14 protein-coding genes are annotated in these 14,027 nt (G+C 71.3%); 11 read left to right on the forward strand and 3 right to left on the reverse strand.

Translation table 11 applies throughout. From position 1 onward, the window contains the following. The first annotated feature begins 11 nt into the window (after positions 1 to 11). From AC2A1K_RS24750 to AC2A1K_RS24785, 8 genes are all read left to right on the forward strand, one after another. Positions 12 to 1,076, forward strand: a complete 1,065-nt coding sequence (locus tag AC2A1K_RS24750; RefSeq protein WP_483898997.1) for a phosphotransferase family protein — start codon at positions 12 to 14, stop codon at positions 1,074 to 1,076. Then, positions 1,073 to 2,206 (forward strand): NDMA-dependent alcohol dehydrogenase, encoded by a 1,134-nt coding sequence (locus AC2A1K_RS24755; protein ID WP_483898998.1) that lies wholly within the window; start codon positions 1,073 to 1,075, stop codon positions 2,204 to 2,206. Before AC2A1K_RS24750 ends, AC2A1K_RS24755 begins: the two co-directional genes overlap by 4 nt. Before the next feature lie 29 nt (positions 2,207 to 2,235). Next, positions 2,236 to 3,480, forward strand: coding sequence for a cytochrome P450 (locus AC2A1K_RS24760; RefSeq protein ID WP_483898999.1), 1,245 nt, complete (start codon positions 2,236 to 2,238; stop codon positions 3,478 to 3,480). A gap of 2 nt (positions 3,481 to 3,482) precedes the next feature. Next, the gene (locus AC2A1K_RS24765; RefSeq protein ID WP_483899000.1) at positions 3,483 to 4,664 is read left to right on the forward strand and encodes an Rv3169 family protein; all 1,182 of its coding nucleotides are present in this window, start codon (positions 3,483 to 3,485) and stop codon (positions 4,662 to 4,664) included. Between the two features lie 35 nt (positions 4,665 to 4,699). Next, a complete protein-coding gene (locus AC2A1K_RS24770) occupies positions 4,700 to 5,845 on the forward strand; it encodes an Rv3169 family protein (protein ID WP_483899001.1) in 1,146 nt (381 codons plus the stop codon). After that, positions 5,842 to 6,174 (forward strand): putative quinol monooxygenase, encoded by a 333-nt coding sequence (locus AC2A1K_RS24775; protein WP_483899002.1) that lies wholly within the window; start codon positions 5,842 to 5,844, stop codon positions 6,172 to 6,174. The genes AC2A1K_RS24770 and AC2A1K_RS24775 overlap by 4 nt, the downstream gene beginning before the upstream one ends. 201 nt (positions 6,175 to 6,375) lie before the next feature. After that, positions 6,376 to 6,591: a hypothetical protein gene (locus AC2A1K_RS24780; RefSeq protein ID WP_483899003.1), complete on the forward strand. Its 216-nt coding sequence runs from the start codon at positions 6,376 to 6,378 to the stop codon at positions 6,589 to 6,591. A gap of 120 nt (positions 6,592 to 6,711) precedes the next feature. Then, entirely contained in the window at positions 6,712 to 7,527 is an 816-nt protein-coding gene (locus tag AC2A1K_RS24785; RefSeq protein ID WP_483899004.1) for a mycofactocin-coupled SDR family oxidoreductase, read from the forward strand. Positions 7,528 to 7,675: 148 nt separating this feature from the next. Here the strand turns inward: AC2A1K_RS24785 and AC2A1K_RS24790 are convergent, their stop codons facing one another. The 3 genes from AC2A1K_RS24790 to AC2A1K_RS24800 all read right to left on the reverse strand — a co-directional run bounded on the left by AC2A1K_RS24790 (position 7,676) and on the right by AC2A1K_RS24800 (position 10,384). Beyond that, on the reverse strand, positions 7,676 to 8,722 hold the full coding sequence (locus AC2A1K_RS24790; protein WP_483899005.1) for an LLM class flavin-dependent oxidoreductase: 1,047 nt from the start codon (positions 8,720 to 8,722) through the stop codon (positions 7,676 to 7,678). A gap of 176 nt (positions 8,723 to 8,898) precedes the next feature. Next, positions 8,899 to 9,612, reverse strand: coding sequence for a cache domain-containing protein (locus tag AC2A1K_RS24795; RefSeq protein ID WP_483899006.1), 714 nt, complete (start codon positions 9,610 to 9,612; stop codon positions 8,899 to 8,901). After that, complete coding sequence (locus AC2A1K_RS24800) at positions 9,602 to 10,384, reverse strand: FadR/GntR family transcriptional regulator (RefSeq protein WP_483899007.1); 783 nt, start codon at positions 10,382 to 10,384, stop codon at positions 9,602 to 9,604. The genes AC2A1K_RS24795 and AC2A1K_RS24800 overlap by 11 nt, the downstream gene beginning before the upstream one ends. Before the next feature lie 118 nt (positions 10,385 to 10,502). On the opposite strand from AC2A1K_RS24800, the gene AC2A1K_RS24805 reads away from it, so the two are divergent. From AC2A1K_RS24805 to AC2A1K_RS24815, 3 genes are read left to right on the forward strand one after another with little or no spacing between them, the layout of a single operon-like run. Beyond that, positions 10,503 to 11,735 carry a cytochrome P450 gene (locus AC2A1K_RS24805; protein ID WP_483899008.1) on the forward strand — a complete coding sequence of 411 codons (1,233 nt, stop codon included), beginning with the start codon at positions 10,503 to 10,505 and terminating at the stop codon, positions 11,733 to 11,735. Then, positions 11,732 to 13,180 carry a glutamine synthetase family protein gene (locus tag AC2A1K_RS24810; protein ID WP_483899009.1) on the forward strand — a complete coding sequence of 483 codons (1,449 nt, stop codon included), beginning with the start codon at positions 11,732 to 11,734 and terminating at the stop codon, positions 13,178 to 13,180. The genes AC2A1K_RS24805 and AC2A1K_RS24810 overlap by 4 nt, the downstream gene beginning before the upstream one ends. After that, a complete protein-coding gene (locus tag AC2A1K_RS24815; protein WP_483899010.1) occupies positions 13,177 to 13,872 on the forward strand; it encodes a substrate-binding periplasmic protein in 696 nt (231 codons plus the stop codon). The genes AC2A1K_RS24810 and AC2A1K_RS24815 overlap by 4 nt, the downstream gene beginning before the upstream one ends. The last annotated feature ends 155 nt before the right edge of the window (positions 13,873 to 14,027 follow it).

The following is a 14,027-nucleotide window of genomic DNA, read 5'->3' on the forward strand; positions in this document are numbered from 1 at the left end:
GAGGGAGTCCCGTGGCACGTGATCCCGAGATCCTCGCGAAGGGCGTCTCGACCTTCCTGGGCCGTCCGGTCGACTCGGCGCGGATCAGCGTCGTCTCCACCGGCCACTCCAACGAGACCTACCTGCTCGCGGACATCGACCTCATCCTGCGGACCCCGCCGCAGGGGCCCGGTCTGCTGCCGCCCTACGACATGCGCTGGCAGCACGACGTGCTGGCCGAGGTGGCCGCCGTGGCGCCGGACGTCCCGGTCCCGGCCGTGCACGGCCACTGCACCGACGAGTCGCTGATCGGGACCACGTTCTATCTGTGCGAGCCGCTGCCCGGCGAGGCGTTCGAGTTCGTCGCACCGGGGTGGCTGCTCGACGGTCCGCCGCCGGTGCGGCGGGGGTTGTGCGAGCAGTGGGTGACGTCGCTGGCCACGCTGCATCGCGCGGAGCCGCTGCGCAGCTACGGGCGGATGCAGTTGCCCGAGGAGGTGTTCGGGGTCTGGCGCGAACGCCTCCGGCGCAACGCCGAGAAGGCGCCGGCATACGCCGCGCACGGTCATGGGCTGGCGGACGCGCTGGACGTGCTGGAGCGCATCGGCTACGCCCGCAGCGGTCCGGTCGCCCCGGTCCACGGCGACCCGAAGATCGCCAACACCCTCTGGCGCGACGGGACGCTCACCGCGCTGCTGGACTGGGAGATGGGGCACAACGGCGAACCCCTCTACGACCTGGGCTGGATCCTCTACTGGTTCCCGGCCGACGTGGCACCGACCGACCTCCCCCTGCCCGCCTACCACGTCTTCGCGCTCGAGGGCATGTACTCGCGGCAGGACGTGATCGATGCCTGGGAGACGGCCACCGGCCGCAGCGCGCGCGGCGTGGAGATCTACGAGATCGCCGCTGCCGCCAAGCTCGCGGCGATCGTCCATCACGGGCTGGCCGCGTACGAGAGCGGGGAGCTTCCCGACGAGCGCATGGCGACCTGGGGGCAGGTCCTGCCCGTCATGTCCCGGCGCGTCGAGGACCTGCTCGCCGCGCTCGACGACCACGCCCACGCCGGAACGCCGACGGTTCGGAGGAACGCATGAAGACGCGCGCGGCAGTACTCGCCGGGGTGGGTGAGAAGTGGGTGGTCGACGAGGTCGAGCTGGGTCCCCTCGACCCGCACGACGTCCTCGTCGAGCTCCGGGCGGCGGGACTGTGCCACTCCGAGGAGCACATGGCGACCGGTGACATGGTCGTCCCCGAGGAGATGCGCCTCGCGGCGAACCTCCCCTCGCAGTTCCCCCTGATCGGCGGCCACGAAGGGGCGGGCGTCGTCGTGGAGGTCGGGTCGGCGGTCGAGCACGTGCAGGTGGGCGACCACGTCGCCACCAGCTTCATCCCGTCCTGCGGGATCTGTCGGCCCTGTGCGACCGGCCGCCAGTACATCTGCGACGCCGGCTTCGACCTGATGCAGAAGAAGGAGGTGCCCAAGCACTTCTGGCGGGGCGCCGAGGCCAACGTCTACTCCAACCTCGGCACGTTCGCCGAGCACGCGCTCGTGCACGAGTACTCGGTGGTCAAGGTCGAGCCGCACTTCCCGTCCGAGGTCGTCGCGCTCGTCTCGTGCGGCGTCCCCACCGGCTGGGGCTCGGCGACCGCGCGGGCCGGGACCGCGCCGGGCGACGTCGTCGCCGTCATCGGCATCGGAGGGATCGGCATCAACGCGGTCCAGGGGGCGGTGGCCGCCGGGGCACGCGCCGTCGTGGCCATCGACCCGGTCGCCTTCAAACGGGAGAAGGCGCAGGAGTTCGGCGCGACCCACGTGGCGGCCTCGGTCGAGGAGGCGCGGCCGATCATTCGGGAGATCTCACGGGGCCGCCTCGCCGACCGGGTCGTCGCGGCGCCGAGCGTGCTCTACGGCGACATCATCGCCGACGCGCTCTCGATCACCGGGAAGGGCTCGACCTGCGTCGCCACCGCGGTCGCACCGATCACCCAGGCCCAGGTCCCGATCCCGTTCTACGAGCTGACGCTGTGGAACAAGGAGATCAAGGGCACCGTCTACGGCTCCGTGAACCCGCGCGTGGAGATCCCGAAGCTGCTGTCCCTGTACGAGTCGGGCCGGCTGAAGCTCGACGAGCTGATCACTCGCCGCTACGCGCTCGACGAGATCGATCAGGGCTACGCGGATCTGCGCGACGGCACCCTCCTGCGCGGGGTCGTGACCTTCTGACCACCACCCACCATCCGAGAGGAGACGTCGTGACCGCGACCGCCACCGAGACACCGATCGACCTGTGGAGCTCCTCGTCGTTCGCCCACGGCCACCCGGTGGAGCAGTACCACTGGCTGCACGAGAACGCCCCCGTCCACTGGCACGAGGAGCCGGGCGGGCGCGGGTTCTGGGCCGTCACCTCCGCGGCCCTGGTCAAGGAGGCCAGCGTCCGGCCGCAAGCCTTCGGCAACCACGACGGCATGATGATGTACGACCTGCCCGAGGCGGCCCTCCACGAGGTCCGGAACATGATGATGTTCATGGACCCGCCGCGGCACACCCAGTACCGCCGGCTGGTCAGCCCCGAGTTCATGCCGCGCGGCGCGGCGCGGTGGGCCTCGGTGATCGAGGACCTCGCCGACGAGATCCTCGACGAGGTCACCGAGGCCGGCGAGTGCGAGCTGATGACGCAGGTGGCCGGGATGCTCCCGTCCTACGTCGTCGCGCGCCTGCTCGGGGTGCCTCGGGAAGACGGCGTCCGGCTCTACGATCTGACCGAGATCATGCACTCGGCCCAGGACGCGGTGACCGATGAGCAGCGTGGCGCGGCGCGGGCGGAGATGCTGCAGTTCGGGGCGGACCTTCGAGCGGCGAAACTACGCGAGCCCGACGACTCCCTGGCCAGCGGACTCGTCGCGGCCGAGCTGGACGGACGGCGGCTCGACGATCTCGAGTTCGGCTTCTTCATCCTTCTTCTGATCAACGCCGGCGGCGACACCGTCCGGAACCTGGTCGGTGGCGGGGTGCTCACGCTGCTGGAGAACCCGCAGGAGATGGCCCGGTTGCGGGCCGACGTCCCCACCCTGATGCCGACGGCCGTGGAGGAGCTTCTCCGTTACCAGAGCCCGGTGATCTACATGCGGCGCACGGCGATGGCCGACGTACGGCTCGGGGGTGTCGTCATCCCGGCCGGCGACAAGGTGCTGCTCTACTTCGGGGCCGCCAACCGGGACGCGAGCGTGTTCGCCGATCCCGACCGTTTCCTCGTCGACCGGACCCCCAACCCGCACCTCGCCTTCGGCGGAGGTGGTCCGCACTTCTGCCTCGGCGCCCACTTCGCGCGACTCGAGATCGCCGCGATGATGAGCCGCCTGGTGACGCGCATGCCGGATCTGGAGCTGGCCGGTGAGCCGACGTGGCTCGCGTCCAACTTCATCTCCGGACCGACCTCGGTGCCCCTGCGCTTCACGCCGACGCCGCGGGTCGGCACCCGACGAGACGAGGAGTCCTAGGCATGGTCGTTCCGGGGATCGGCGCGCTGCGCGCCGCGGACGAGGGACTGAACCACCAGATCGTCGACACCTTCGGCACCGTGCGCGAGTCGGACCGGTCCTGGACCGAGAAGCTGTGGGCGTCGTGCGCCCGCCGCGACGGCGGACTGCAGGTCGACTTCGGGCTGGGCAAGTATCACAACCGGGGGATCATGGACGCGTTCGGGGGAGTGTCCCGCGGGCGTGAGCAGTGGACGGTCCGCGCCAGCCGCGAGATGCGCGACGAGAACGGTCACGACGGCGAGGCGCCCGTGGTCGGGCCGGTCTCCTACGAGGTCGTCGAGCCGCTGCGGTCGATCCGCGTGCGTCTCGACCCCAACGACACCCTCGACATCAGCTTCGACCTGGTCGTCGCCGGCTCCCTGCCCCCGTTCGTGGAGGACCGCAACGTGTTCCGGGACGCGACGGGGCGGGTCGCCTCGGACACCATCCGGTACCACCAGAGCGGGGTGGTCTCGGGCTGGGTGTCGGTCGACGGCGAGAGGCACGATGTGACGCCGGAGGAGTGGTTCGCGGTGCGCGACCATTCGTGGGGGATGCGGGGCGACACGGTCGGCGTCCCGCCGACCGACGTGCCGCCGGTGACCCCGCCCACCGGCGGCGGCGACGTCCGGGGCCTGATGCAGTGGACGCCCTGGCTGTTCGAGCGGCCCGACGGCGCGGTGTACGAGATCCAGCAGTTCGTCATGGAGGCCGGCGGCGTCCGCGCGGTGGACACGGCGTACATGAACTTCCCGGACGGCCGCCAGGTCCGGGTGAAGCGGATCCAGCCGGAGCTCTCCTACGACCCGGTGACCCGGTTCCTCCTCGGCGGGAAGGTGCGTCTGGACATGGAGACCGGGGAGACGCGCACGATCGACGTGGAGGCCGTCGGCGAGTCGGGCTTCTTCCTGCGTCCCGCCGGCTACGGGTTCTGGGACGGGCACCGGCACGGGACCTGGCGTGGCCGCTCGCTCCACGTCGACGGGGAGTACATCGCCGACTGCTGGGAGCCCACCACCCTGCGCGGGCTGGGTCAGCTGCGGGATCGACCGGTCCGTGTCCGTGACGGCGACGCCGTGGGCTTCGGGATCTTCGAGAACATCATCACCGGAGTCTGGCCCGAGCTGGGTCTGACGGCCGATTCGGACTACGGGGCCTTCTGAGTCTCGACCGGAGGACCCGAGGAGAGGAGCGGCCCGTGCCGAACGACATCCTGCCCATCGTCGGCGCCGATGAGCGCCTCGACCACCAGATCGTCAACACGTTCGCGACGGTCGGCTCGAGTGACGTCAACTGGACCGAGAAGCTGTGGACCTCGCTGGCTCGCCGTGACGGCAGCCTGCAGGTGGACTTCGGAATCGGGAAGTACCCCAACCGCAACGTGCTCGACGGCTTCGCCGGGGTCGCGCGGGACGTCGAGCAGTGGACGGTCCGGGGCAGCCGCGAGCTGATCGGGGACCTGTCGACGATCGGCGTCGGACCGATCCGCTACGAGGTCCTGGAACCGCTCTCGGCGGTGCGGGTCGTGCTCGAGCCCAACGAGGTGGTCCCCGCGGTGAGCTTCGACCTCGTCGTCACCGGCCTGCTGCCGCCCTTCTTCGAGGAGCGCGACCTGCAGTACCGGGGCGTCCGCAAGACCAGCGACGTGATCCGCTACCACCAGGCCGGCACGGCCCGCGGCGTCGTCACGCTCGACGGCGAGACCATCAGCGTCACCGACGACGAATGGTTCGCCTCGCGCGACCACTCCTGGGGCGTGCGGGAGAACGTGGGTGTCACGCCCCCGGACCTCCAACCGTCCGTCACCTACGTCACGTCCCGCTACCACTTCCAGTGGCTCACCTCGCATCTGCGCCGACCGGACGGCACCTACTACGAGGTCCAGTACTACTTCCGCGAGAACGAGGACGGCCTGGCCTACTTCTCCGGCCACGTGAACGAGGCCGACGGCAGCGAGAACGCGATCGCCGCCCTGACCCCGGAGGTCCGCTACGCCCCCGAGGACCGGGGTTTCGCCGGCGGCGAGGTCCGCCTGCGGATGAGGGACGGAGCGCAGCGGGTGGTCCGCCTGGAGCCGATCGGCTCCACCGGCTTCCATCTCCAGACCGGGAACTACCTGCCGTGGAAGGGCGGCCGCCACGGTGTCTGGCAGGGCCCGCTGCACCTCGACGGCGAGTACATCCCCGACTGCCGCAAGGAACGGGACGCGGCCGCCGAGTTCGGTTGGCAGCTGCGCGACCGACCGGTCCGCGTCCGCGAGGGGGACGCCGAGGGATTCGGCATCCTCGAGTCCCTGTGCTGCGGCGACTGGCCCGACCTCGTCCGGCAGGAGCGGAGGCCGTGACCGCCGCGTCGTCGCCGGTCGCGGTCTACGTCCGCCTCACCGCCCGGCCCGGTCGACGGGAGGACCTGGCGGCCGCGCTGGCGCCCTTCCTGGCCGGCGCGGAGGCGGAGCCGGGCACCCTGCGCTACGTGATGCATCGTGACGAGGAGGACGGCGACGCGCTGTGGTTCTACACCCTCTTCGCCGACGCGGACGCGCTCGACGAGCACCGCCAGCACGAAGCCGAGCTCATCGCTGTCCATCCCGATGTTCCGGGGCTCCTGGCCGGGCCACCCCATGAGGTCCGGGGATCGCCCGCCGATGACCTTCCCCTCCCGCGGTACGGGTGACGGGCCGCGGCGCCGAGCGACCGGACCCGGTCGTCGACGTCTCGGTGCCGCGCGAGCACGTCCGGCGTGTCGAGCTGGCGCGCCCCGCCCGTCTCACAGCGATCACCCGACCCGACCCGACCCGACCCGACCCGGCGCGACCTCGCGGTCCAGCGGCACGTGGCCGCCCTGATCCAGCGGATCCGCAGGCCGGCGAGACCGGTGATCGCACAGGTCAACGGCCCGGCGGCGGGCGCCGGACGGTGGCTCGGCATGGAGATCACGTCCCTGGACGCCGTCATCGAGATGGAGAACCGTCAGCAAGTCCGCACAGCGCGCACCGCCGACCAGGGGAGGCGCTCGCCGCGTACCGCGAGCGACGGCCGCCGGACGACGTCGACCACCGACGGCCGGGGGCCTGACCGCCGGGAACGCTGATGGGCGGGGCCTGTTCGCCCGATCCACGATGCGCGTCTCGGCAACGTTGACTGAGCGTTCACTCAGTACGATCGTGAGGCCGGTCCGGTGATGGGCCGGCGGGGACGAGGGAGCGTGCAGATGTCCGGACGTGTGGCGGGCAAGGTCGCCCTGGTCACCGGAGCGGCCCGCGGTCAGGGGCGCGCGGACGCGCTGCGGCTGGCGCACGAGGGTGCGGACGTCGTCCTCGTCGATGTGTGCGCCCCGTTGCCGAGCGTGGCGTACGACTCGGCCACGCCCGAGGACCTGGCGGAGACGGTCCGGCGCGTCGAGGAGACGGGGCAGCGCGTGGTGTCGGCCCGGGTGGACGTGCGTGAGCTGGATGCGCTCCGTGCGGTGGTCGACGACGCGGTGGAGCGGCTGGGCCGGCTCGACGTGGTCGTGGCGAACGCCGGGATCTGTGTGCCGAGGGCGTGGGACGAGGTCACGCCACAGATCCACGAAGACACGATCAGCACGAACGTCACCGGGACGTGGAACACGGTGATGGCGGGAGCGCCCCATCTGGTGCGGGCCGGCGGCGGGTCGATCGTCCTGATCAGCTCGGCGGCGGGGCTGAAGGTGCAGCCGTTCATGGTGCCCTACACGACCAGCAAGTTCGCGGTGCGAGGTATGGCGAAGGCGTTCGCCGCCGAGCTGGCACAGCATCACATCCGGGTCAACAGCGTGCACCCCACCGGGGTGTCCACGCCGATGGGCAGCGCCGGCATGCAGGACGAGCTGATGCGAGCGATGGGGACGTCCCCGCGGTTGGGCGGGATGTTCGTCAACATGCTGCCCGTCGAGACGACCGAGCCCGAGGACGTCGCCGAGACGGTGCTCTTCCTCGCCTCGGACGAGTCGAGGTTCGTCACCGCGCACGAGATCGCGCCCGACGCGGGTGTGACGGAGTTCTGAGGCGACGCGTGCCGGAGCACCACTCAGGGCCGCGGCCCGAGAGCGGGTAGCTCGGCGACGGCGCGGTTCGCGCCCGATGGTCCTCGGTGATCGCGGTGAGGACCTCGTCGAGGTCGGCACGTCCCGACCTCTCGGGCCCAGGACACGGTCACGCCACCTTCGGCATGACCTTCTCCGCGATGAGGCGCAGCTGCTCGTCCACGCTCGCGACGCCCGGGATGTCGCGGCCCATGAACGTCTTGACCAGGGTCGCGTCGGTGATCGCGCAGATCATGTGGTTGGCGCCGCCCGCCTGGATCTCCTGGATCTTCGCGAGGCACTCCTCGGGGGTCCCGGCGACCGACAGTTTGTCGGCGAGCGCGTCCGGCGTGGCCTCGATGGAGCCCGCGAGATCTCCCGCCACGAACTTGTCGAGGATCGGCTTCATCTCGGCGGGTGAGACCCCGTTGCGCTCCAGCAGCGAGTCCGGCATCGCCGAGGCGTAGAGACCCACCATCGACTTGGCGGCCTCCTTGGCGGTCGCCGAGTCCTCGCCGATGGCGAACACGCACCAGGCCCCGATGTCGAGGTCGTCGACGTTCTTGCCCGCTCGCTCGGCACCGATCCGCATGTTCTCGACCATGTACTGGTAGGCCTGGCGGGTGTAGCCGAGCGCGTGGTGGCAGCCGTCGGAGTACTGGCCGGCCACCTGGAACGAGCGGGGGCCCGCCATCGAGCCGACCTTGACCGGGACGTGCGCCTGCACCGGGCGGGCGAAGGTGAACAGGCCCTGGTAGGTGAAGAACTCCCCGTCGAGGGTGATGGCGCCCTCGTCGAGCAGGGTGCGGATGACCTGGACGCCCTCCTTGACCCGGGACAGCGGCTTCTGCGTCGTCCAGTCCATCCCGTACTGCGCGAGGAGCCCGAAGTTGCCCGACCCCAGGACCACCTCGGCGCGGCCTCCGGTCAGCTCGTCGAGGGTGGCGGTGGCCTGCGCGACCAGCGAGGGCTCGCGCAGCACCACCCCGGACAGGCTCGGGCCCATACGGATGCGGGAGGTCTTGTCCGCGGCCGCGGCGAAGAGCAGCCAGAGATCCTTGTGCCAGGTCTCGTCGGCGGCGTAGACGGCGTGGAAGCCGAGGTCGTCGGCCAGCTGGATCGATGTGAGCGACTCGCTCAGCGGATAGTCCGGCAGCATGACGTAGCTGAACTTCACGGCACTCCTCCAGGGCTCGGTCGTGGGGCCGTCCGCGGTAGCGGCTGCGGGACACGGCCCGCCCTCGAGCGTGGCCTGGGTCACGTCAGCGCAAAAGATATAGAAGCAGACTTCAAGCGCGGCGCCTAGAGTGCCCGGCCCAGGTGTCGGGAAGGTTCCGGGCCTGTAAAGGGGCCTCAGCGATGGAGGAGCCGCACCAGGCCCCGGGAGCCCGACAGCTCGGTCAGCCGGAATCCCTCGGGGAGCCCGCCGAGCCGGTCGCCGGAGAGCAGGCGGCTGGAGTTGCCGATGAGCACGGCGTCGTCGGTGTTCACCAGTGCGGCTTCGCCGGGGACGCGGGCGATGAGGGGCATGAGGGCCCGCTCGAGATCCGAGACCCGGATGTCGGTGCCCGCGACTCCGACCGGCCCGCCGTGGGCGTGCGCCGGGACCATCAGGGTCACCACGTACTCATCGACCCCGAGGTAGTCGATGTAGGGCCCCGCGATCCAGGGACGACCTTCGTGGAAGGGGCGGACGAACCACTCGAGCCGGTCGTACTCGTAGTAGCCGGCCGCGGACGGGTCGGTCCCGAACGAGTAGCGATCGATGGTGTCGGCCGGCCCGCGCACCCACCACTCGATCGCGCTGTCGGACGCGGCGTCCGGCGGGCGGGCGAACACCAGCCCGGCGCCGTCGGCACTGGGGTGCTCGTGCAGGAACCGGCGCGCTGTGGCCCCGATCGCCTCCCGGGCCGCGTCGGCGAGCCGGACCACGTCGTCGTCGGGGGTGCTGACGTTCTCGATCGCGGCGGTGAAGTCCCGGCTCATCGCCTCGATCCCGGCGAACACGTCCGAGAAGAACCCGGCGAGGCCCGCCACCGGATCGTCGGGTCCGGCCTCACGCGTCACGGGTGAGACCTTGCCGTGTGATGGCCGAACGGGCGACCTCGCCCCGGTCGAGGGCGAGCTTGGCGTCGATGAGATGGAAGACGCAGTCGTGGACGTGCTCCTCCATGAGCCGCTCGGCCCGCAGGGCGTTCCCGGTGCGGACGGCCTCCACGATGCCGAGGTGGTCGGTGTGCACGGTCGCCGGATCCGACGGCGCGGCGACCCCGGACCAGTAGAGCGGGCCGATCTCGCCCTGCAGGCGCAGCAGGGAGCGCAGCAGACGGGGCGACTGGGCGAGGACCCCCAGCTCGATGTGGAACCGGCTGTCGGCCGTGGCACGTTCGGCCGCGCAGCGGGCTCGCGGCAGGCGTCCGGCCACGCCGGCCAGACCCGCGACTCCCGCCGCGACGCTGCGGGTGGCGGCGAGACGGGCCACGGCCGAGCCCACGGCGATGTACTCGTCGTGCAGGTCCCGGAGATCCACGGTGCCGGTGCGCCGCAGGGCGTCGACGACCTCGTCGTCGCGGGGGACCGGTGCCGCCACGACGAAGGTGCCGCCGCTGCGGCCGCGCCGGGTCTCGACCAGGCCCCGCTGGCGCAGGGTCGCCAGCGCCTTGCGCAGGGTCGCCACGGCGACGCCCAGCTCGCGGGCCAGGACCACCTCGGTGGGGAGCCGCTCGCCGGGGGAGAACACCCCGAGCGCGATCGAGGAGGCGAGCCGGTCCGCGATCCCGGCACCGCTCGCCGTCGTCCCGCCCGCCATCGCGGGGAGCAGACCCCTCCGGTCGGGCACGCGCCGCTCCTCCTCCCCGTCGGGCCACTCTTGCCGCCCAATACCTACACTTGTAGCTTATTTTGCACGCCACGTCGCCGTCGCACTCCCGGTCGAGCCCCTCGTCGAGGAAGCCCAGATGAACCTTCCCCCCTCCGTGAGCGACGTCCCCTACCTCGACATCGCGGATCCGTCCTTCTCGATGCACTCCGAGTCCGTGCGCGACGCCCGGGAGCGATCCTGGTACGCCCGCACCAACTACGGGCTCGCGGTCCTGCGCTACGCCGAGGTCACCGCGTTGCTCAAGAACCGGGCGCTCTCGCAGGGCAGCGCGCGATGGCCCGACCATCACGGCGTGCACGACGGCACCTTCCACGCGTGGTGGGCCCGGAACCTGCTCGTGCTCGAGGGCCAGGAGCACCACCGCATCCGGAGGCTGCTCAACCCGGCCTTCACACCCGCGAGTGCGCGCCGCCTCGAACCGGTCTTCGCCGAGGTCGCCGAGGAACTCGTCGACACCTTCGCCGACCGCGGCCACGCCGAGTTCGTCTCCGAGTTCGCCGAGCCGTACGCCACCCGCGCGCTCTGCGCCATGATGGGTCTCCCGCACGAGGACTGGCCGTTCATCGCCGAGCACGCGAACACCATCGGGATCGCGTTGAGCGTCGCGATCCGCAGCCGGATCGGGGAGATCGACGCCGCGGTGTCGGCCCTCTACGACTACGTCGAGTCGCTCATCGACGACCGGGTGGCCCACCCGGGCGAGGACATCGTCTCCCAGCTGGTCCACCACTCGGAGGACGGCGACACGCTGTCGGCGGCGGAGTTGCGCAACGCGCTCGTGCTGATGCTCTTCGGGGGCATGGACACCACCCGCAACCAGCTCGGCCTCGTCCTGAAGACCTTCGTCCGCCGCCCCGAGCAGTGGGAGCTCCTGGCCGAGCGTCCGGAGCTGGCGCGTCCCGCCATGGAGGAGGCGATCCGCGTCAACCCGACGACCACCTGGGTCACCCGGGAAGCCGTCGAGACCTTCGAGTTCCAAGGCGTGGAGATCCCGCAGGGCACGACGGTGCACCTGTTCGCCTTCGCCGCCGACACCGACCCGCAGGCCTTCCCCGACGGCGAGGACGTCGACATCACCGCCACCGGACGCCCACCGCACCGTACCTTCGGCGGCGGCATCCACCACTGCATCGGCAACCACATCGCCCGGACCGACATGAGCGTCGCCCTCGGCGTGCTGGCCCGGCGCCTGACCGACGTCCGGGCGGCGGGGGGCGACGAGTGGCTACCCGACTCGGGCAACACCGGCCCGATCCGCTTCCCGATCACCTTCGCCCCACGTGGCGCGGCCCCGAGGAGCCCGAGATGACGCTGCATCAGGACGGCACCACGGCACCGCCCGCGACGGGTCCGGCCGACTTCGGCGAAGCGCTGCGCGCGGACCTGGACGACCGCGAGGCGTTCGACCGGCACCGGACCGCCAACCTCGAGGACGACCTCGTCGCCGAGCTCTGCGATCGGGTCACCCGCGACGAGGTGGAGTTCGTCTACTACATGATCCCGACGATCGGTGGCCGCACGGTCGCCAAGGTCGCCCCGGCGGCCCACCTGGCGCGGATGCTCGGCTCCGGGATCGCCTTCCACCGCACCGCGCTGACCGACCTGCAGGCCGACCGCTCGGGCTACCTGATCGGTGGCGGGGTCGAGGCGCGGGAGTTCTGGGCCCTTCCGCAGCCGGAGACGCTGCAGGTGCTTCCCTGGGACACGAGTGTCGCGCGGGTGTTCTGCCGCGCCTACGAGCCGCCGCACCTGCCGGGCGTGGGCGGATCGGTCATGCCCTACGACACGCGGGCGCTGTGCGAGATCGCGCACGGGCAGTTCACCGAGCGGACCGGACTCGAGCTGCGCTCGGGGCTGGAACCGGAGATGACGTGGGCCGGTCCGGGGATGGAGGTCCAGGCGAAAGCCGGGCAGAGCCCTGCCTACCAGGTCGAGAACCTGGAGCGGATGAGGCCGGTCTACCAGCGCGTCATCCGGTACGCCCTGGCCCTCGGACTCGACATGATCCAAGGTGACTACGAGGACGACGGCCAGCTCGAGCTGAACTGGAACTTCGACCGGGCCGAGCGCACCGCCGACCGGTTGGTCACCTACCGCCAGATCTGCAAGCAGGTCGCCCGGGAGCTGGGACTGCAGGCGAGCTTCATGCCGAAGCCCACGAACGGCAAGATGGGCAACGGCTGCCATCACAACATGAGCCTGTGGCGCGGCGACGAGAACGTCATGGCGGACGGTCGCGTCGAGCTGCACGTCACCGAGCAGGCGCGCCGGGCCGTCGCCGGCGTCCTCGCGCACTCCCCGGGCTCGATGCTCGTCATGGGGTCGACCGTCAACTCCTACAAGCGCTACTGGGACGTCGGCCAGTTCGCGCCCGACGCCCCGACCTGGGGCCTCGACAACCGGGGCGCCGCGGTGCGCATCTCGTCGAACGGACGCATGGAGTTCCGACTCCCGGACGCCTCGGTGAACCCCTACCTCTCTCACCTCTACCTGCTCGCCGCCATCGAGGACGGCCTGCTCCGCGGGCTCGATCCCGGGGAGCCCGAGACGGTGGGTGGGGACCTCGTCGGTACACGGTTGCCGCGCACCCTGGGCGAGGCGATCGAGGCGTTCCGGGCCGACGACTACCTGCTGGGCGCGGTGCCCGAGGCGCTGACCTCGGTGTACCTCGAGCTCAAGTCCGACGAGTGGGCCCGCTTCTGCGGGGAGATCACCGAATGGGAGTACGCCCAGTACTGGGAGGCGATCCCGTGACGGAGGCCGTCCGCCTGGCCTGCATCGACTCCGAGGCGCCGCCGCTGTTCTGTCGCAGCCCCGACGGCGTCACTCGTGCCGGATACGAGCCCGATGCGGCGGCTCTCGTGTGCGGGCGTCTGGGCCGCGAGGTCGTCTGGGTGTTCCTGCCGTGGGAGCAGATGCTGCCGGCGGTGCGCGACGGTCGCGCCGACGCGGTGTGGTGCGGCCAGGGCATCACCCCGGAGCGTGCTGCGCTGGTGGACTTCACGCGCCCGTACGCGATCTTCAACGAGACCCTGGTTGTCCGCTCCGGCGACCCGGCCCGCGGACCGGGTGACCTCGCGGGCTACCGCATCGGGGCGATCGAGGCGTCGGCCAACGAGAAGCTGGCCCGCACCTTCCCCGGCATCGAGCTCGTGGCCTTCGGCGGCGACGACGTGTTCGGCGACATGATCCAGGCCCTCCGGGAGCGGACGATCGACGGGTTCGTCGACGACGACGTCGTCACCGTCCCGCTTGCCGAGCGCGATCCGCAACTCGCGAACGCCTTCGTCGTCGAGACCCGCAACCGGTGGGCCGTCGGTGTACGGCCCGGCAACGACGCGCTGCGGGAGGCGCTCGACGAGGCGCTCGCCGCGGTCGTCGCCGACGGGTCCCTGGCCCACGTGTGGCGTCGGTGGCTGCCGGAGCTGGCCTTCCCGCTGGCCTGACCGCGGCACCCGGGACCCGACCCCGCGTCGGACGTTCCCTGACGCCCACGCGCAGCGGGGCAGGAGGATCGGTCGACGATGATCGCCCGGATCCGCCGGGATGATCGGCGGCGCGACGCGATCACCGATCTCGGGTTCTGAGGATCCACCTCCGC

The organism is Actinomycetospora sp. 2LY8.5 (assembly GCF_057180585.1).

Bases quoted from the DNA above. Each gene is read 5' to 3' on its own strand.
- AC2A1K_RS24755 (WP_483898998.1), top strand. From the start codon at position 1,073: ATGAAGACGCGCGCGGCAGTACTCGCCGGGGTGGGTGAGAAGTGGGTG.
- AC2A1K_RS24765 (WP_483899000.1), top strand. From the start codon at position 3,483: ATGGTCGTTCCGGGGATCGGCGCGCTGCGCGCCGCGGACGAGGGACTG.
- AC2A1K_RS24785 (WP_483899004.1), top strand. From the start codon at position 6,712: ATGTCCGGACGTGTGGCGGGCAAGGTCGCCCTGGTCACCGGAGCGGCC.
- AC2A1K_RS24805 (WP_483899008.1), top strand. From the start codon at position 10,503: ATGAACCTTCCCCCCTCCGTGAGCGACGTCCCCTACCTCGACATCGCG.
- AC2A1K_RS24810 (WP_483899009.1), top strand. From the start codon at position 11,732: ATGACGCTGCATCAGGACGGCACCACGGCACCGCCCGCGACGGGTCCG.